Annotated in this window: 15 protein-coding genes and 1 tRNA gene; 6 read left to right on the top strand and 10 right to left on the bottom strand. The window is 59.1% G+C overall.

The annotated features are described in order from the left end of the window. Nucleotides 1–119: 119 nt before the first annotated feature. The 3 genes from J4D99_RS16005 to J4D99_RS15995 all read right to left on the bottom strand — a co-directional run bounded on the left by J4D99_RS16005 (nt 120) and on the right by J4D99_RS15995 (nt 1,815). On the bottom strand, nt 120–482 hold the full coding sequence (locus J4D99_RS16005; protein ID WP_208132743.1) for a hypothetical protein: 363 nt from the start codon (nt 480–482) through the stop codon (nt 120–122). Nucleotides 483–522: 40 nt separating this feature from the next. After that, on the bottom strand, nt 523–945 hold the full coding sequence (locus J4D99_RS16000) for a hypothetical protein (protein WP_208132742.1): 423 nt from the start codon (nt 943–945) through the stop codon (nt 523–525). Between the two features lie 177 nt (nt 946–1,122). Beyond that, on the bottom strand, nt 1,123–1,815 hold the full coding sequence (locus tag J4D99_RS15995) for a carboxypeptidase-like regulatory domain-containing protein (protein WP_208132741.1): 693 nt from the start codon (nt 1,813–1,815) through the stop codon (nt 1,123–1,125). Between the two features lie 402 nt (nt 1,816–2,217). On the opposite strand from J4D99_RS15995, the gene J4D99_RS15990 reads away from it, so the two are divergent. From J4D99_RS15990 to J4D99_RS15980, 3 genes are all read left to right on the top strand, one after another. Further along, the gene (locus tag J4D99_RS15990; protein WP_236018696.1) at nt 2,218–3,246 is read left to right on the top strand and encodes a glycosyltransferase family 2 protein; all 1,029 of its coding nucleotides are present in this window, start codon (nt 2,218–2,220) and stop codon (nt 3,244–3,246) included. 72 nt (nt 3,247–3,318) lie between these two features. Beyond that, on the top strand, nt 3,319–4,119 hold the full coding sequence (locus tag J4D99_RS15985) for a carbohydrate deacetylase (protein ID WP_208132740.1): 801 nt from the start codon (nt 3,319–3,321) through the stop codon (nt 4,117–4,119). An 84-nt stretch (nt 4,120–4,203) separates the two neighbouring features. Next, nucleotides 4,204–4,638 carry a hypothetical protein gene (locus tag J4D99_RS15980; RefSeq protein WP_208132739.1) on the top strand — a complete coding sequence of 145 codons (435 nt, stop codon included), beginning with the start codon at nt 4,204–4,206 and terminating at the stop codon, nt 4,636–4,638. Here the strand turns inward: J4D99_RS15980 and J4D99_RS15975 are convergent. Both J4D99_RS15975 and J4D99_RS15970 read right to left on the bottom strand, forming a co-directional pair. Then, nucleotides 4,635–5,561, bottom strand: coding sequence for a lysylphosphatidylglycerol synthase transmembrane domain-containing protein (locus J4D99_RS15975; RefSeq protein ID WP_208132738.1), 927 nt, complete (start codon nt 5,559–5,561; stop codon nt 4,635–4,637). The genes J4D99_RS15980 and J4D99_RS15975 overlap by 4 nt on opposite strands. After that, nucleotides 5,558–7,213 carry a glycosyltransferase family protein gene (locus J4D99_RS15970; protein ID WP_208132737.1) on the bottom strand — a complete coding sequence of 552 codons (1,656 nt, stop codon included), beginning with the start codon at nt 7,211–7,213 and terminating at the stop codon, nt 5,558–5,560. The genes J4D99_RS15975 and J4D99_RS15970 overlap by 4 nt, the downstream gene beginning before the upstream one ends. Nucleotides 7,214–7,362: 149 nt before the next feature. Between J4D99_RS15970 and J4D99_RS15965 the strand changes: the two genes are divergently transcribed. Together J4D99_RS15965 and J4D99_RS15960 are read left to right on the top strand one after the other, a co-directional pair. Continuing rightward, nucleotides 7,363–7,809 carry a Fur family transcriptional regulator gene (locus tag J4D99_RS15965; RefSeq protein WP_208132736.1) on the top strand — a complete coding sequence of 149 codons (447 nt, stop codon included), beginning with the start codon at nt 7,363–7,365 and terminating at the stop codon, nt 7,807–7,809. Nucleotides 7,810–7,873: 64 nt separating this feature from the next. Then, the gene (locus J4D99_RS15960) at nt 7,874–8,287 is read left to right on the top strand and encodes an EamA family transporter (protein WP_208132735.1); all 414 of its coding nucleotides are present in this window, start codon (nt 7,874–7,876) and stop codon (nt 8,285–8,287) included. A 24-nt stretch (nt 8,288–8,311) separates the two neighbouring features. Here J4D99_RS15960 and J4D99_RS15955 read toward each other — a convergent pair whose 3' ends face one another. The 5 genes from J4D99_RS15955 to J4D99_RS15935 form a co-directional block, all read right to left on the bottom strand. Then, entirely contained in the window at nt 8,312–8,752 is a 441-nt protein-coding gene (locus tag J4D99_RS15955) for a DUF4890 domain-containing protein (RefSeq protein ID WP_208132734.1), read from the bottom strand. Between the two features lie 124 nt (nt 8,753–8,876). Then, nucleotides 8,877–8,950: transfer RNA gene (locus tag J4D99_RS15950), tRNA-Ala, on the bottom strand. 171 nt (nt 8,951–9,121) lie between these two features. Further along, entirely contained in the window at nt 9,122–12,349 is a 3,228-nt protein-coding gene (locus J4D99_RS15945; protein WP_208132733.1) for a TonB-dependent receptor, read from the bottom strand. 331 nt (nt 12,350–12,680) lie between these two features. Further along, nucleotides 12,681–16,190 (bottom strand): TonB-dependent receptor, encoded by a 3,510-nt coding sequence (locus J4D99_RS15940; RefSeq protein WP_208132732.1) that lies wholly within the window; start codon nt 16,188–16,190, stop codon nt 12,681–12,683. Between the two features lie 149 nt (nt 16,191–16,339). Beyond that, nucleotides 16,340–17,023 carry a C40 family peptidase gene (locus J4D99_RS15935; protein ID WP_208132731.1) on the bottom strand — a complete coding sequence of 228 codons (684 nt, stop codon included), beginning with the start codon at nt 17,021–17,023 and terminating at the stop codon, nt 16,340–16,342. 76 nt (nt 17,024–17,099) lie between these two features. Here J4D99_RS15935 and J4D99_RS15930 point away from each other — a divergent pair, with 76 nt between their 5' ends. Then, nucleotides 17,100–18,509, top strand: a complete 1,410-nt coding sequence (locus J4D99_RS15930; protein WP_208132730.1) for an FAD-binding oxidoreductase — start codon at nt 17,100–17,102, stop codon at nt 18,507–18,509. The last annotated feature ends 84 nt before the right edge of the window (nt 18,510–18,593 follow it).

The following is an 18,593-nucleotide window of genomic DNA, read 5'->3' as shown; positions in this document are numbered from 1 at the left end:
GGCTTAACCCGAGCCGCACCAAAATCATTCGCTCGCCCACTGTTGCGTTTCGCCACCACGCAAAAAGCCCGCTGGTACTACACCAGCGGGCTTTGCGAAGCTTGGAAGGCTATCAGATATTAGTTCAGCGAAGCCGAGTGGGCTTTCATAATTTGGCGAGCCTGGGCCAGGTTCGTGTCTTTCGAGTTTACGGCCAGGTAGATAAACTTATCGCCGGTGGGCGACAGCTTCAGCAGGTGCAGCTGGTCGGTGAGGGTGAGCAGAATGTCTTGCAGCGTCTGGTTGAGCTTCAGGGCCTGAATAGCCTTCAGCTTAGACTTTACTACCTCCGTGTTGTAGGCAGCGGCCGTTTCGATGTCGAAGTCGGCCATGTTGGTGTGCGAAGCCAGCGGCATGCCGGTTTCAGTTTCTACTACGGCTACGGCTACCAGGGTAGGTAGTTCAGACTTAATGCCGTCGACGGTTTGCTTAGGGGTTGACATGAAAATGTAAAAAGAAAAAAAGGGAGAAAATTAGTGTTATTCAGGCAGTAGCGCGACGCACTACTTCTTTTAAAATGCCGAGGTTAGCATCGGCCAGGCGCACCGCCACAAAGCAGTGCCACTGGCCGCCGGCTATTGGGCGCAGGTGGTGCAGCTGGTCGTCGAGCAGCACCGATACATCGAGTAGTGGCCCACCTAGCCAGGCGCCAGTGTCGAGCGCCTCATTCATGGTGCGCAGCATCTTGGTGTTGCGTAAGCTCAGCTGGTTAGGGTTGTAGTCGGCGCTGGCGGTGTAAGACGCCAGAATCGTCCCATTCTGGTTCTCAACCACGTAGGCTAGCAGCAGTTCGGGTAGCTCTTTCAGCAGGTTAGCCAACACCGCTTCGGCCCGCTGGCCGCTATCGCCTGGCTTGGCTACGACTATTTTTTTCAGCTGTAGCCGGTTGAAAAAAGGGAAATTCATTTGTCAATAAACTAGAGAGCACCAAGCTGCTGGTATGCGTGAGAGCCGGCTTTTGGCTAGGTCCTCGGTGCGGCTGGCTACACAGGCTGCTAGCAGCTGTACAAAAACACGACCGGCAGCTCTCTACGGCTAATATCGGCCGGTCGTGTTCTGTACTTAGCTACTCAGTGCCAAGGGCTAGAATTGCCACCAGTGGCGTTTTTTGGGCTGGTCGGTGCGTGGCAGCAGCGTCACGTTCTGCACGCCGCGGCCCGCTACCTGCACCATTTCCTCGGTGTAGCCGCCGTAGCCAAATTGCAGCTGGGTGGCTTTGTGCGCCGGCACGGCCAGGGTGTACTTGCCCTGGGCGTCGGTGCTCACGCCCCGGCCACTGAGTTTGTCAATAATCGTAGCGCCAATCAGCGGATGACCGTTTTCGTCCAGAATCTGGCCGTTTACGGTAGCCAGGCTGGCAGCTTCGAGGGCGCTAGCGTCCTCTTCGGCCATCGGGGTGCCAGCAGCCGGCACTTCGATGGCAGCCGGGGCACCCACCGTGGGGCGCATGGCCGAGTTGCTGGATGCAAATACTGCACCGCTCACCAGGATGCCAACGGCCAGCAGCGAGCCGGCGCGCTGACGGAAACGAGCAGGCTCGGTCCGAATCAGGTGGAGTTGGTTTTGCAGCCAGCCTACGGGGCGCACCTCGTGCCCTTTGGCTTGCAGGGTGTGAAAGCGCTGAAACGCTTCCCCGCCTTTGGTCGGGTTGGCTTTCAGGTAAGCATCTACTAGGGAAGTATTAGTACCCGACAAGTCGCCTCGCAGGTAAGCATCGCGGTAGCCAGGCAAAAGCTCGCCGGTAGCCGGATGGAAAGGGTTGGTAGTTATCGCCATGTATTAAGAAGGAAGGGTAGAGAGCAGCGGCAGGAAGGCTAGTGGGTAACGTACTAAATGGCGGAAACGAAACAAAACGAATAACGTGGCGGAAATCAGATTACTAACGGGCTTATCAATACACAAAGCTAGGCTCGGCAGCGATGATTGTGATTCCCATTCTAGGCGAATAAGTCAAAAATCTGGCTGAATGACGCAGGTAACGGGTCTAAGCAAAATAATGTTTTGACCTGCCCTGGCACCATCTACGGTAAATATGCTGTTTTTAGATTTAAAATTTTATACTTTAAACTTTATCTTACTTAAGTGCCATTTTATTTTTCTCTTTGATAGTTCTTCCATATTTCCCTTTCAAGTGGCTCCTGCGCTTGCCCCGGTTGCCCAAGCCCGGCGCCAGTACCTTTGCAGTTTCATATCCTGCTCATGCCGCCGCTCGCCACTCCCACTGCCAACACTGCTTTTTCGGGCCTCATTTCCGTAGTCGCGCCGCTCTACAATGAGATGGATACCGTGGCCCAGCTCGTGAGCCGCGTGGCCGCCGTGATGCAGCAGCATGGCTACGCCTATGAGCTGATACTGGTAAACGATGGCAGCACCGACCGCAGCTGGGCTATTATGCAGGAACTGGCCGCCCACGACCCCCACCTGGTGGCTATCGACCTGGCGGGCAACTACGGCCAGACGCTGAGCCTGCGCGCCGGCTTTGCCCAGGCACGCGGCGAGGTCATTATTGCCATGGATGGCGACTTGCAGCACGACCCGGCCTACATTCCGCAGTTTATCAGCCTCATCAACGAGGGCTATGATATGGTGGGCGGGGCCAAGGCCAAGCGCCCGGAGGGGCCCATTGCCACGGCGCTGGCCACCACGGCCCACGGCATTATCCGGCGCTTGTCGGGGGTGCAGCTACGCTACTTCGGGGCCACCTATAAGGCGTATCGGAGCTACTTGGTGAAGAATGTGGAGATGCTCGGCGACGCCCATCGCTTTCTGGGGGCCCTAGTGGCGCGCAAAAACCTGCGCTACTGTGAGTTTCCGATTGAGATACACGAGCGGCAGTTTGGCCAGAGCAACTACAAGATTAGCAAGCTTTTCTACGTTATTCTGGACCTGTTTATCCTGCGTTTTTTCATTGTGCACTCGCGCAAGCCGTTCCGCCTGTTTGGGCTGGCCGGGCTGCTGAGCCTGCTCACGGGCGGGGTGCTGGCGGGGCAGTTTTTGATACGCTCTATCTTCTTCGGCTTGAATATCGAGGCACGCTATCCGCTCGAATTCATTTTCAGCTTATTTCTGATAATGGCGGGGATTTTCCTACTTTGCTTTGGGGTGCTGGCCGAGATTGGGATGTACAATTACTACTCGCGGCGCACGCGCAAGCCCTACGTGGTGCGGCAACTGGCGGGCCAGGCCACCGGCGAGGCCGCGCGGTAGCCTAGTGGTCTCGTTAGGAAACGAACCAGGATTTAGCGCTTCACAGGTTCCTATACTCGCCGCTGTACTACTGTGAAAAAGCTCATCATCAACTGCGACGATTTTGGCTGGGACGCGCCGGCCACGCAGGCCATTCTGGAGTTGGGCGCAGCCGGGCAGGTGAGTAGCACCACCGTGATGGCCAATTTTGCCGGCGACGCCGACCTGCGCACGCTGGCCCGGCTAGCCTCCCCTGCCTTTTCGGTGGGCCTGCACCTTACCCTCAACGCCGGCCAGCCACTGAGCGCCGCGTCGGCCGTGCCCTCGCTGGTGAATTCAGAAGGGCAGTTTTATACTTCCAGCCAACTCTGGCAGCGGTTTTTGCGCGGCCAAGTGCGCCGCGAAGAAATGAAAGCCGAACTAGCGGCCCAGCTGCACCGCCTGGCCGGCGCCGGGCTAACCCCCACCCACGCCGACAGCCACCAGCACCTGCATCAATACCCGCTGCTGGGGCCGGCGCTGCTGGGCATTTTGCGCGAGCTGGGCGTGCGCCGGGTGCGCCGCCTCACGGCGGCTGGCCGCTTCGACGGGCGCGGGCTGGTGCTGCAAGCCTTTGCCGCCAGCAGCCGGCTGGCTTTGCGCGGCTTTGCCACGCCGGGCGCGCTGGTGAGTACTTTTTCTACCGAGCCGGCCAGCGCGGCGGGCTTTCGGCGGGGCGTGGCGACGGCGTTTCGGGGGGCTAGCGTGGTCGAGTTTATGAGCCATCCTGGGGTGAGTGAGCGTGCTGGCTCGCCCCTGATGCGGGTGCCGGAATATGCGTTTTGGCGCAGTGGGGAGGCTAGCGAAATCTTGCGCGAGCTGGGCGGCCAGCTGGTGAGCTACGCGGCAGTATAGAATTATTTTTGGTATTCATTCGCCAACCATATTTCTAGGGCTAGATTCATGCCTGATAATGCCCGCCTTCTCTTCGTCAACCGTATGAAATATGCACTACTCGTTGCCGCACTACTGCTGATGCTAGCGACCGGCCGTCAAGCCATGGCGCAGCGCGCACCGCTTCCTGCGCAGCTAATCAAGGACCGCTCAGTGGCCGCACCGCTGGATAGTGCGGCGGTGCTGCACCAATTGTTCAAACATTCGCGCCGCCTTGGCCTGCTGGGTCTGACTGCTTCGACCGGAATGACTAACGGTATCAATGCATTGAACGACCCTAGGTGGGGCCGCCAGCTACTAGGGGGCGTATCGGTGGGCACTAGCACCGGGCTATTGGTGATAATGTTAGTAGACAATCTGAAATTCAGCCGTCGGCGCGAGCGGGAAGCTATCGAGCAGCTACAGCAGCACCAGCCGCTGCGGCCATATGTACCAAAGAATTATTCGCTAGCCCTGCTGAAGGCAGCACTACATCGCTAGTCAGGCTGCCCCCTCTCTACCCGCACCAACGCCCCTACCAGCGAGACGAGGGCCGTAATCACGTAGAAGAGCACGCTCGCGCTCACCGCCACCGGCGCACTGAGGGCGAAAAGCTGGGCGCCGTACAGAAAGGTTAATTCGCGCGCCCCTAGCCCGCCTACCGTAAGCGGCAACACCGCCGCAATGCTCGACGCCAGAAAAACCAGTAGATAGGGCAGCACTGGCCCACTGGCCGCCCCTAGCGAGGCTAACAGCGCCCAGGCGCACAGCACCTGGGCGCCCTGCACGCCCAGCGCCTCCCACGAGGTGCGCCCGAAGGCTGAGCGAAACTCGCCGAAGCCCCAGCGACCCAGCCCGTAGCTCAGCGCCAGCCCTAGCGGAATGAGCGCCAATGGTACGGCCCGCCACCACTCGGGCAGGGCCAGGGCGCCGGCCGGGCGCAGCTCGGTGGCAGGCACCACGGCCAGCAGCGCCAGCAGCAGCACCAGCAGGGCCACCATGCCGCTGAGCCGGTCGAGTAGCAGCGCCCGAAAAATAAGGCCCCGCCGCCCCGGAAACTCCTTGCCCAGCAGGTACACCTTATAGCCGTCGCCGCCGATGCCGCCGGGCAAAAACAAGTTGTAAAACATGCCTAGCCAGTACAGGCGCAGGTTGTAGCGCTCGGTGAGCTGAATGTCAACGGCCCGAAAAAACGTATTGAGCCGCACCGAAGAAATGAGCTTCGAGAGCGTAAACAAGGCTGCCGCGAGGGCCAGCCAGCCCGGGCGGGCCTGGCGCAGGGTGCGGCCCAGCGCGGGCAGGTCGAGGTGGCGGCCTACTAGCCACAGCGCCCCCGCCATAAAGGCCAGCTTGACCAGCAGCCCCAGGTAGCGCCGCCCGGCCGGCGTGGCGGGGGCCGGTGCGTCGTCGTAGCTAGCCCTCATGGCAGGTCAAACTCCACCACCCGAAACGTGATGTTGCGGTCAATGATGAACGTATCGAGGGTGCGGTAGCGCAGGTCCGTGAGGGCGCGCTCGTCGGCCACGTACAGCGTGTGGGGGCGCAGCGGCAGCGGGGCCACGGTGAGCGTTTGCCCCCGCTCGCGGGCGATGTAGAACGCCTCTACGTTGTCGAGCTGCTCGCCACCGGGATACAGCACCAGCGGGCGGCCCCGGGTTTCGCGGCCCACCCGAATGGCCTCGGCGCGATACGTGACTTCGGGCGAGGTTTGCATACGGGCCGGAAAAATAAAAATGTCGAAGGCCAGGCGCAGCACCAGCAGGTAGTAGCCCAGCACCAGCAGGCGGTAGGTGGGCAGCCGCCAGAAGAGGTAGGCACCAAGGGCTAGCGAGGCGAATAGCGCCAGGCTCAGCAGCACCGAGTCGGGTACCCCGCGCAGCACCGTTAGCCTTGTGGCCGGCACCAGGCTTAGCGAGGCGGCCAGCCGTAGCAGGGGCGGCGCCAGCACCAGCACGCTGCTGGCCACCAGCAACCCAAGCAATAGGCTATCGACCAGCCGGATTGCCACCGGCTGCGCCGGCCAGTACTGCGCGTACAAGGCTATCACCACCGTGAGGCCCAGCGGCACCAACATAAACAGGTAGCGTGGAATGGTAGCCGGCGAAAGCCAGTAAACCGGCAGAATAGCCAGAAACAGCAGCGCGTTGTAGCGCAAAAACGGTTGCCCGGCGATGGTGCGCCGCGCCCCCGGCACCAGCAGGCACAGCACCAGCAGCGTCCAGGGCAGAAAATGCTTGAGAAAGTCGAAGGGAAACAGCAGCATGTAGCGCACCGATTCGGCCAGCGGGGTGGCGGTTACCACGCGCTGGCTCGACTGCGACCAGAGCGTAGCCAGGGCCACTTCGAGCGAGTTGTGGCGGCTGTACACGAAGAAGTACGTTCCTAGAATGCCCAGCAGCACCCCTACCCCTAGCACGTGCTGCCAGCTAAAAAGCCGGCGCCACTGCCGGGTGTCGAGGCAGTACACCAGCAGGGACAACCCCTGAAACACTACCGAGGGCAGCCCCTTCAGCAAAAAGCCTACGGCCGTGAGCGCGTAGGTGAGCACGAATAAGCGCGTCCACTGCCCACGCTGGCCCAGGTACCACACGGCCATAAAGCCCAGCCATGTGAGACCAGCGTGCCAAAGGTCGATGAGACCCAGAAAGGAATCATAAAAGAGTACCCGCCCGGTAGTAGCAAAGGCCAGCGCCACCGTGAAGGCCAGCCGACTGCCCAGCTGCGGGCGCAGCACCCGCCACAGCGCCGTGGTATAAAGCAGCAGCGCCGCAATAGTGGGCAGGCGCAACACCCATTCGTCTTGCCGCCCGGTGAGGCGAAACAGGGCCACCAGCAGCCAGTTGAAGAGGGGCGGCTTGTTATAATAAGGCAGCCCTTGCAGCGTGGGCGCGAAGAAATGGCCCGAATAATGCATTTCGAGCGCCACCAGTGCCCGGATGGGCTCATCGACCAGCAGCGGCTGCCAGCCTAGGTGCAGCAGCAGGGCGGGCAGGGCTAGCACCAGCGTAAGCCCCGCCACCCACCACGGCCGCTGGCTGAGCGCAACAATTGCCCGGCGGGCCAACGATTCTACCACAAGCTTGGTTAAGAATGAATGGGGGTTTTCCCAACAGGCCCGGCTAGCCATCAGCCGGGCCTGGCAAAGGTACGCCCCCAACGCAGCCTCTTTTATTTTCCCAGGCCTAGCCTTGGGCCGACTGCCGCCCGTTTTCGTAAGTTTGATTTATGTCCTCTCCCACTGCCGCTTCCCCTGCCCCCGACCGTCTGGCCCAAACGCTGCTGCGCCACGGCCTGCGCCAGACGCCCGTGCGCCGTGCCGTGCTTGCCGCGCTCACTGGCAAAGGCTACGCCCTCACCGGTGCCGAGATAGAGCAGGAAATTGGGGCCGATACCGACCGCATCACCCTCTACCGCACCCTCAAAAGCTTCGAGCAGCAGGGCCTCATTCACCGCGTTATCGATGACACCGACGTGCTGCGCTACGCCGCCTGCTCTATCGAGTGCTCGGCCGATGCCCACTTCGACAACCACGTGCACTTCAAGTGCGGCGTGTGCAGCCATACCTACTGCCTAAGCCAGGTCGCCATTCCAGCCGTGCAGCTGCCCGGCGGCTTTCAGGCGCAGCGGCGCGATTTTCTACTCTCCGGCACCTGCCAGTTTTGCCAGAGCTAGCGTATCAGAATTACCACAGAAAAGCAGTGGTATTTGCGAGCGCAGCTTTTAATATATTTCGCGTATGTGGTGGACCTATGCCCTTCTTTCGGCCGTATTCGCGGCACTCACGGCCGTGCTGGCCAAAGTTGGCATCAAGGGCGTCAGCTCCGATTTGGCCACGGCTATTCGCACGGTAGTTATTCTGGTAGTGGCGTGGGGAATTGTTTTCGTCCGGGACAACCCGAGCGACATCTTCACGCTGCAGCCGCGCACCTGGCTGTTTCTGGGGTTGTCGGGGCTAGCCACGGGCCTTTCGTGGCTGTGCTACTTCCGGGCCTTGCAGCTCGGCAAGGTGTCGCAGGTGGCCCCGGTCGATAAGCTCAGCGTGGCGCTGGCCATCGTGCTCTCGGTGGTTTTTCTGGGCGAAACCCTCACGCTTAAGGTGGCGCTGGGGGCTGCGCTCATCATCGGCGGCACGCTCGTGCTCATTCTATGATGTGGCCTCACCCCCAGGCCCAGCTTATTTACCCGCCGCCTGTGGAGTAGCAGGCGCCTTATCGGCCCGGTGCTTGCCGCTGTGTGCCGAGTACTGCGCAAATTGTGCGGGCGTCAAAATGCCTTGCAGGGCCGCCTTAAACTCCTGCGCATTGGCTTGCAGCGCCGTATTCTTGTCTTTGTTGCTGGTGGTGCCAGTTTGAATGGCGTCAATTTTTTGGTCGCGGGTGAGGGCCGCGGCCCGCACCTTAGCCGTAGTGGCCGCATCGAGGCCTAGCTGCCGGGCTAGCTCCTGGCTCATTTTATCGGCGCGCTGCTCGGGCGCTGCCGCGTGGTAGCCCCGGGCCGGGCTAGCCGCAGTAGTGGAGGCCGCCGGCGGGGTGGCCGGCGCTTGCTGGGCCAATGCACCGAGAGGGCTAGCCAGCAAAAGCAGTAAAAATGCGCGAAGGCGAATGGAGGTATTCATTCGTACAAAAAAGAAGTGAAGCTCAAAACTCTTCTCACAAGCTGAACTCTTCATGAACGCCTGGCTTTAACGCAAAAAGCGTCTGCCAGCCGAGGCTAGCAGACGCTTTTGTTTGAAACGGGAGTGGAGAATATCGGAGTCGAACCGATGACCTCTTGCATGCCATGCAAGCGCTCTAGCCAGCTGAGCTAATCCCCCGTTTTATAGCTTTACCGCAGCGCCTGTTGCGCGTTGGTTTGACAAAAGTACGGCGACTTTTGGCTTGTGCAAGCCCTGGCGGCAACATTCTTCGCAACTACCGCAAAATCAGGCATAAAAAAGGCCGGGGTAAGTCCCCGGCCTTTTCCTTTGTTTTGGTGCCGCTAGGGCTTAGTTGAAGCTGTAGCGCACGCCCAGCTGGCCCTGCCAGCGCGAGTTGAACGCCGCGATGCCGTAGGGGATGCCGGCGGTACCGTAAGCCTTAGGCAGCGAGAAGGTCGGCTGCGCGTTTACGTTGGTCGACTCTACTTTCAGCAGTTCGAAAGCGTTGTTGTTCACCACGTACTGACGGCCCCAGTTGTTGTTGAGCAAGTTGCCCACGTTGAAGATATCAAACGTGATTTGGATGCTATTGCGCTTGCCGCCGGCGTTGAAGAAGAAGTCCTGCGCTACGCGCAGGTCTACTTCGTGCGTCCAGGGCAGGCGGGCACCAAAGCGCTCTACCACCTGGCCGCGGTGGCTAGCCAGGTAAGGGTCGTTGTTGATGAAGTTCTCGAGGTCTCTGGCCTGGTCGGCGGCCAGGTACTGGGTAGCACCGCTACCCGTCGTTACCAAGCGAATCTGGTTAGGGTCGAGGGCGTTGGTGGGCACGTACAGCAGGTCGTTGCCGGTGTTGCCGTCGGCGTTCACGTCGGTGTTCTGGCCGTAGATATACGTAAGTGGCTGCCCCGAGAGACCTTCGTAGAACACGCTGATGGTAGTGCCCAGGTTGTTGTTGGCATAGTGGAAGGTGTAGCCCGTGCTGGCGATGATGCGGTGACGCTGGTCGTTGCGCGAGTAGCCTAGCTCGGGGTTGTTGGGGTCGTAGGCTACCTGGTTGAAGGAGTAGTTCGACGAAGCCGTGCTGCTCGTGCCGCTATTAATTTCCTTCGACACGCCGTAGGTATAGGCTACGGTGGTATTCAAGCCATTCATAAACCGCTTCTGCAGCTGAGCGGTAGCGGTGTAGCGGTAGCCCTTACTTGTATTGTCGAGCAGGTACACGTTAGTGTAGTTCTGGTTTACTCGCCGATTAACGAATACCACTGCTCCACTGCTGTTCTTTACCGTACCGGCGTCATATATCGGGCGCTGGTCCGGACCGGCTAGACGTCCGATGGGGGCCGCTAGGTTCAGGTCTTTGTAGTAGATATCGTTTAGCGTCTTCGAATAGATACCTTCCAGGGTGGCAACGATGTCGCCGGGCAGGCGGAAGTCCGCGGCCAGGTTTGAGCGCCATACCTGCGGCAGCTTAAAGTTATCGCTCACCAGGTTAATCTGGCTGGTCGAAACCTGGCTGAACTTAGTAGTGATATCGTTCATGTTGGTATAAACCGGCAGGTACTGCGTATTGGCGCCCGAACCAGTAGCATTCTGGCTTACCGAGCCCTGAATCAGGCCGCTATTGGTGTAGCTGTTCGAAATCCACACGAAGGGCACGCGGCCCGAGAAGATGCCGGTACCACCGCGCAGCTGCACTTTGCTGTCGTTGTTCACGTCCCAGTTGAAGCCAATACGGGGCGAATACAGCACCTGGCCGTTGGGGGTGTTGCTGGTGTGGTACTGCTGGCCAAACTGGGTAGCCACGCCTTCGTTGTTGCCGGGCTTATTCACGAACACCGGTACGTCGATGCGCATACCCAGCGTCAGGCGCAGGTTTTCGACAGGAGTATACTCATCCTGCGCGTAGAAGCCCAGCTGGGCAGCCTTGAATTTAGCCTCGCCACCGTCGGCGGTGGGGTAGCTAGCCTGCACCTGCGAAGCCTTGCCAGCCTGAAAGTTGGCCAGCGACGAGAACGTGTAGTAGCCAGCACCGTTGTTAAGAAACAGGTTGCGGAACTTGAAGCCTTCGTTGTGGGTGCCTAGCGTGAAGGTGTGCTTGCCAACCGACTTGGTCAGGTTGTCGGTAATTTCCACGATGTCCTGGTCAAGCTGGTTGGCTACTGAACTGCGCTCCTGGCCAAGGCTGTAGGTAACACCGCCTTCCGAAATCTGGTAGGCCGGGCCGGGAGCTCCCACCACATCGCGCGAGTCGCGAATAGCGGTGTAAGTCAAAATCAGCTTGTTGGAGAAGCCACCCGCAAAGCGGCTGTTGAGTTCGGCTACCGTGCTGTTAGTGAGGTTGCTGAAGCGGTAAACGTTGTTGCTGAAGCGCACGGTGTTATTCGTGCGGGTAATGTTGTCGTCAAATGCCTTAACAAAGTTGTGGCGAATGGTCAGCGTGTTGTTTTCCGACAGGTTGAAATCCAGGCGCCCGAAGATTTTGTTGCTTTCCGTCAGGCGGTTTACATCACCAATCGTACCGGGGTCGTAGCTTCCGTAGTATTGTGGATTACCAGGAATACCGGTGAGCGCAGCCTGGCGAATCTGGTTGATAACATCGACGCTGGCTTGCGATGCCGAAGTGCCGGGCAGGTAGCCTAGCGGCGTGTTTACGCGGGCAATCTCGCCGTTCAGGAAAAAGAAAACCTTGTCCTTTACGATGGGGCCACCCACGCGAAAGCCAGTCTGGTAGTTGTAGAAGTCGTCGGCCTTAGTGCGGGGCTCGGTTACGCTCTTGCCTACCGTGTTCTGATTGCGGCCAAAACCATAGATAGAGGCCGAAATGTCGTTGGTGCCCGAGCGCGTGATGGCATTTACGCCAGCGCCGGTGAAGCTACCCAGCGTTACGTCGTAGGGGGCTAGCACCACCTGAATCTGGTCGATAGCATCGAGGGCGATGGGGTTGGTGTTAGCCTGGCCACCGGGCGTGCCCGAGGCAGCAAGGCCAAACACATCGTTGTTCACGGCACCGTCGATGGTGATGTTGTTATAGCGATTGTTGGCGCCGCCAAACGACGAGCTGCCGCCGCCGCCCGCCTGCGGGGTGAGACGGGTAAAGTCAGTCAGCGAGCGGTTCAGGGTGGGCAGCTGGTTAATCTGGGCGCGGCTCACGTTGGTTTCGGCGCCGGTGCGGCCGGCATTGATAACCGGGTCGGGGCGGCCCGTTACGACTACGTTGCCCAGCTCAGTGGCCGAGGCGCTCAGCGGAATGTCAAGACGCAGGGTTTCGCCCAGGGCCAGCACGATGCCGGTTTTAGTTACGTCCTGGTAGCCTACAAACGAAACGCGGATGGTGTACGGACCACCTACGCGCATACCCTGAATGTTGTAGCGACCATCGGCATTGGTGCCCACGCCATACTGCGTGTTGGTCGGCGTGTGGATGGCTAGCACCGTTGCGCCGGGTAGCGGCTCGCCCTTGGCATCGGTAACGGCCCCGTTGAGCGAGGCCGTGGTAGCGCCCTGGCCCCAACCCAAATGGGCCGTCAGCAAGAGCAGCAAGAGCAGCGTGAAATGGCGTAAATTTAAATTTCTCATAAAATGAAAAAAAGTAAAAAGGCTCATAAGTGCCAATATGCCGCAAAGGTAAGCAGCACTGGCAAGCCGACTTCTTTTCGTCATTCTATCCTCATCTCCCCTTCCTTATATAAGGCCCGCCTATCTGTATACTTTTTTTCACTTAAAATTCACAAAACATGCGAATTACCTATCTGCATTCCACCGAATTTTTCTTCATATTTTCTTAAATCTACGCTGCTCGCCGAGCAAGTAAATTTTGCTAGCCCGTGGGTAGGACATAAAAAAACCGAGACCGGAAATACTTCCGGCCTCGGTATAAGGCTAGCGGGCGGCGCGGTCGCCGCGGCAGCTAGTTGAAGAGGTAACGCAGGCCAATCTGGGCCTGCCAGCGTGAAGCCAGGGAAGTTACGTCATTGCGGAAGGGAGTGGTGAGCAGCGTTGGCGTTGTTGCACCATTAGCGGTCTGCACCGGGTTGTTGATATACTGAAACTGGAACGTAGGTGTTCCCTGGGCGTTATAGCCTGCAAAGGCCAGTGGCTGAGCCGTGTACTGGAACTGCGCCGCACCCCAGTTGCGGTTTATCAGGTTGCCCACGTTGAAGATATCGATGCTGAACTGCAACGCATTGCGGTTTTCTCCAATGTTGGTGAAGATGTCCTGTAGCACACGCACATCTATCTGATGCTGCCAGGGCTGCGAGGCCCCATTGCGCTCGGCATACTGGCCGCGGTGCGCCCGCAGGTAGGGGTCCGACTGAATATAGTTTTCCAGGTCAACTGCCTGCTGAGCAGCAGTATAGGTGAAGTACGTTACTTTAGTCTGGCTGTTCGTAAACGCCCGGTCTACCAAGGCAACTTCGCTCGAATTGCGGGGGATGTACATCAGGTCGTTGCCCGATACGCCGTCGCCGTTCATGTCGCCGCCGTAGGTGTACGAGTAGCGGCCATACGGCGCGCCGTTGTAGAACAGCGAAAGCGTAGTGCCCAGGTGGCCCAGGTAGTTGAAGCGGTACGAGAGCGAGCCGATGATGCGGTGGCTCACCAAATAAGCCGAGTAGCCGAGCGCTTCTGCGTTCGGGTCGCCCGATACAGCACGACTAGACCAGCTCGACTGGGCGATGGTACCACCGTCGTTTACCGATTTAGCATCGGAGTAGGTGTAGGCCGCCATCGCGTAGAGGCCGTTGCTGAAGGTTTTCTGCAATTGGGCCGTGAGGCTATAAGAATAGCCTTGGCTCGTGTTGTTCAGCAGGATAGCGTCGGTGATGGCCGGAGTAGCTGCCGTAGCAGTCGTGGCTTTGCCGTCGGGCGTTTGGCCGTAGAGACGGTTGTACGGGCTGGTATTTACGCCCCCGTTACCATTAGAGGTGTAGAAGATAGGGCGATTATCGACGCCCGCGGCGTGCTGCGTAGAAACGGGCAGGTCGATATTCTGGAAATATACCGCGTTCAAATCACGAGAGTACAGCCCCTCAATAGTAGCGACGATGCCACCACCAATCTCATGGTCAAAAGCCAGGTTGGAACGCCATACCTGCGGAAACTTAAAGTCGCGGCTTGTAACGGCAATGTTGTAAGAGGTATTGGCGCCGCCCGCCGCTAGCTGCGTGCGGTACTGGTTTACATTGCCGCTGAAGGTATAGGGCTGAGCGGCGTTGCCTTGCACGTCAATAGAGCCAAACTGCACGCCATTGTTGCTGGCCTGGTTTGACAGGTACACGTAGGGTACGCGGCCGGTAAAGATGCCGGTGCCACCGCGCAGCTGCGTTTTACGGTCGTTGTTCACGTCCCAGTTGAAGCCGATGCGGGGCGAAAACAGCACCGTGCGCTTGGGCGTCTGGCTGGTGTTAATCTGGATGCCGTCGCGGAAAGTCAGCTTCGCCAGGTCGGTGTTCTGCTGAATAGTCGAGTAGATGATGGGCAGGTCGCCACGCACGCCATAAGTCAGCTTAAAGTTGCTCTTCGGCGACCACTCATCCTGCACATACAAGCCAATCTGCGCCGCGTTCGTCACTGCAAAGGGGAAAGAGCCATCCGGCAGTGCCGAGTAGCGCAGCTGGTAGCGCTGCGCCGAAAGCAGGCCTTCCTGAGCAGTGCGCGGGGTAGGTGTGCCACCGCTGGTATAGTCGTAGCCGTAGGGTGCGGCCGTTGTTGAGGCCGAGGCATAAAAATCCTGCAGCGAGTTGTATACAAATGCGCCGTAATACTGCGGGGCAAAGCCGTTCGTAAACTTATACAGCTCGTTGTAAGTACCTACCGTCACGTTGTGCTCACCCAGGAAAGCCGTGAAGTTGTCGCCAATCTGATAGGTATCGGTGTTCAAGATGTTGAACGCCGTGAAAGGCTCGTAGCCGAAGGAGGTTAGCAGCTGCGGAGCCGTAACGCGGCTGTAAACCGGCTGGCCCGTCTTGGGGTCCGTCGTAACGGGGCTAAGGCCCGAAGCATTGCCAATGTCTACCAACGGGAACAGCGGGAAATCGCCGCCGCCAGCCGCCTGGCGAACATCGCGGTTGGCTAAATACCCGGCAGTCAGGTTGTTCGAGAATTTCGCCCCGAATGTGCTGTTCAGTTCGGCGATAAACGAATTGAGGTTGTTGTTGATGCGATAGTACGCCCCATAGTAAGGCAGGCCATAGATAGTCTGCGAACGGCTGTTACCGATAGCACCCGAGCCGCTAGGCGTTACATCACGGTACGACTTCAGGTAGTTGTACTTGATATTGAAGCGGTGATTCTGGCTGATGTTCCAGTCCAGCTTAGCCGTGATTTTATCGCTGTTGGAGGCTAGCGAATAGCCCTGGTAAACGCCAGGGTTGTAGTTATAGTTGCTCACCAGGAAGTTGCTGAGCGTAGTCAGGTCGGCATCCGAAGCCTGCGATACCGTCTGGCCGTTGGCGGGGCTAGCAGCCGTAGCGGCGGCATAGTTGCCCGTCGGCGGGTCAGTACGTAGCTCGCGCTCGGCATTCAGGAAGAAGAACAGCTTGTCTTTAATGATGGGACCGCCCACCCGGAAGCCAAAATTCTTCAGGTTGAAGGTCGGCACCGGATTATCCACGTTGCCAATGTGCTTGCCCACGTACTTCTGGTCGCGGTAAAAACCATATACAGAGGCCGATACTTTGTTGGTACCCGAACGGGTAACCGCGTTTACGTTGGCCCCGGTGAATGACCCCTGGCGCACGTCGTAAGGCGCGATGCTTACCTGAATCTGGTCAATGGCGTCGAGCGAGATAGGCTGGGCATTGGCCTGGCCACCGATGGTGCCCGCTAGGCCAAAAGCATTGTTGAACAGCGCACCGTCGATAGTTACGTTGTTCAGACGGCCATCGCGGCTACCGAAACCACCCTGGCCGTTGGCCTGCGGCGTCAGACGGGTATAGTCGGAGAACGAGCGGTTAATAGTTGGCAGCTGCTCAATAACTTGCCGCTGAATGGTGGTAGCGGCACCGGTGCGGTCGGCGTTGATAACCGGGTTCTGGCGGCCGGTTACGGTTACCTCCGTCAGCTGCGTCGAGGCATCGCCCAGCTTGGCATCGAGGCGGAAATTCTCCCCGAGGGTCAGGTTGATGCCTGTGCGGGTGAAATCCTGGTAGCCCACAAACGTGATTTTCACGGTGTAGGGCCCACCCACGCGCATGTTCTGGATGTTGAAGCGGCCGTCGGCGTTGGTCGGGGCCACATACTGCGTGTTGGTGGGCGTGTGCACGGCAATAACCGTAGCGCCCGGCAGCGCCTGCCCCTTGGTGTCGGCAATGGTGCCACTCATGGCGGCCGTGGTAGTGCCTTGGCTCCAGCCCAGCTGGGCCGTTAGCAGCAGCACGACCAGCAGCAGGGCGTGTCGTAAATAGATACCTTTCATATAGGGAAGAAAAAGTGGGAGATAAGCGCAGTGGGTGGGCTCCACAAAGGTACTCCTCCCCTAAAGATTCTTAACATTACGCCAACGTTAAAAATCTATTGGCTAGCTAGTTGCCAGCGCCATATCTTCACCTTTTCTTCATCAACAGCTTATAATCGGGGCCGCACCGCCCGAATAAAGCGGCTTAAGTAGTAATCGGCCTCGAAGCTGTTCTCAATGACACCCAGCGAGGTAGAGGCGTGAATAAACTCGACGCCCTCAGCATCGACCACCGTTACCATGCCCACGTGCGTGATGACTTGCGAGCCAGGCGAAGCACCAAAAAATAAGAAATCCCCCGGCCGCAATTCGGTGGGCTTTATGGGGTCGCCCCAGGCCGCCTGCTCATTGCTGGAGCGCGGAATGTCGATGCCCGCGTCGGCAAACGAGAGTTGCAACAGGGCCGAGCAATCCATGCCCAGCCGGGTAGTACCGCCAAACAGATAGGGTGTGCCTTGATACGAGCGCGCATTTTCGATGACGCTAGCCAGCACGCCCGTGGCATTGCCGGGGCGGAAGGGCCGCTTGACCACAGTTTTGGTAGTAGCCACGCTACCGCTGCCGGTGGGCGCCGTGGTTTTTACCTTGGTTTTGGTGCCGCCAGGCCGGGCCACCGCACGCTGGCCATGCTTGAGGCGCGCCATGTCGCGGGCTGAGTAGTAGCGGCCGTTCAGCTGGTTGAGCTTGCGCTGGCAGCTGCTGGCCAGCAGCAACCCCACGATTATCAAGCCATAGTAGCCCCGCCAGGCCCGGGCGGCGGCCGGGCGGCGAAGCGTATTTGGTGCTTTCGTCATCGGCCGTACCTTCGTTTTCTCACGCTGCATTACTGGCAAATATAGCCCAAGCGGCCCCTAGCCGCCTTTCACACCTATGCCCTTCAACGCTCTTACCCCCGAGCTAGTATCTGCCTTCGAGCAGATAGTAACTCCGGCGCACGCGCTCACCGCCGCCACCGCCGACGCCCAGCAGTACGAAGCCTACGGCCGCGACCACACCGAAGACTTCCACTTTGCGCCCGATGTGGTGCTGCGCCCCGGCACCCCCGAGGAGGTGAGCGCTATCATGAAGCTCTGCCACGAGCACCGCGTGCCCGTGACGGCGCGCGGCGCGGGCACGGGCCTCAGCGGCGGCGCGCTGCCTATTCACAACGGCGTGGTGCTCAGCATGGAGCGCTTCAATAAAATTCTGAAAATCGACGAGCGCAACCTGCAGGCCACCGTGGAGCCGGGCGTAGTAACCGAAGCCTTTCAAAACGCGGTGAAGGAAGTGGGGCTGTTTTATCCGCCCGACCCGGCTAGCAAGGGTTCGTGCTTTTTGGGCGGCAACCTCAGCCAGAGCAGCGGCGGCCCCAAGGCCGTGAAATACGGCACCACCCGTGACTACGTGCTGAACCTGCAAGTAGTGCTGCCCAACGGCGACATCATCTGGACCGGCGCCAACACCCTCAAATACGCTACTGGCTACAACCTCACGCAGCTCATGGTGGGCTCGGAGGGCACGCTGGGCATCATTACCAAGGCGGTGTTCCGGCTCCTCCCCTACCCGCAGCAGAATATCCTGATGCTGGTACCCTTCCGCCAGGAAGCGCAGGCGGCCGAGGCGGTGTCGGCGGTATTTCGGGCGGGCATCATCCCGTCGGGCATGGAGTTTATGGAGCGCGAGGCCATCGCCTGGTCGTCCGACTATCTGAAAATTCCGCTCACGCTGCCCGAGGATATTACTGCCCACCTGCTCATCGAGCTCGATGGCCAGGACTTAGACGAGCTGTATAAGGAAGCCGAGCAGGTGTATGGCGTGCTGGAGAAATACGACGTGGGTGAAATCCTGCTAGCCGATACGGCCGGCCAGAAGGACGACCTCTGGAAGATTCGCCGCAACATCGGCAATTCGGTGCGCTACAACTCCGTTTATAAGGAAGAAGACACCGTGGTGCCCCGCGCCGAGCTGCCCACTTTGCTGAAAGGTGTGAAGGAAATCGGTGCTCGCTACGGCTTCAAGAGCGTGTGCTACGGCCACGCCGGCGACGGCAACCTGCACGTTAATATCATCCGCGGCGAGCTCAGCGATGAGCAGTGGAACGTGGGCCTGCGCCAGCCCATCTCCGAGATTTTTGAGCTCTGCGTAAAGCTAGGGGGCACCATTTCGGGCGAGCACGGCATTGGGTTGGTGCAAAAGCCATTTATGCACATTGCCCTGGCCGAGGCTAACCTCAATATTATGCGCGGCATCAAGCAAGTGTTTGACCCGCATGGCATTCTGAACCCGGGCAAGATATTTTAAGGAATAGCCTTGCCACGACAAAGCGGCGCCGCTAGCCAGGAGTTTTCTCCGGCCGGCGGCGCCGCTTTGTGTATTACTAAGGCG

It is taken from the genome of Hymenobacter sp. BT559 (genome assembly GCF_017571525.1).
Classification (GTDB): Bacteria; Bacteroidota; Bacteroidia; order Cytophagales; family Hymenobacteraceae; genus Hymenobacter; species Hymenobacter ginsengisoli.
The sequence above is the reverse complement of the archived record's forward strand: the minus strand, read 5'-3'. Positions and strand labels throughout refer to the sequence as shown.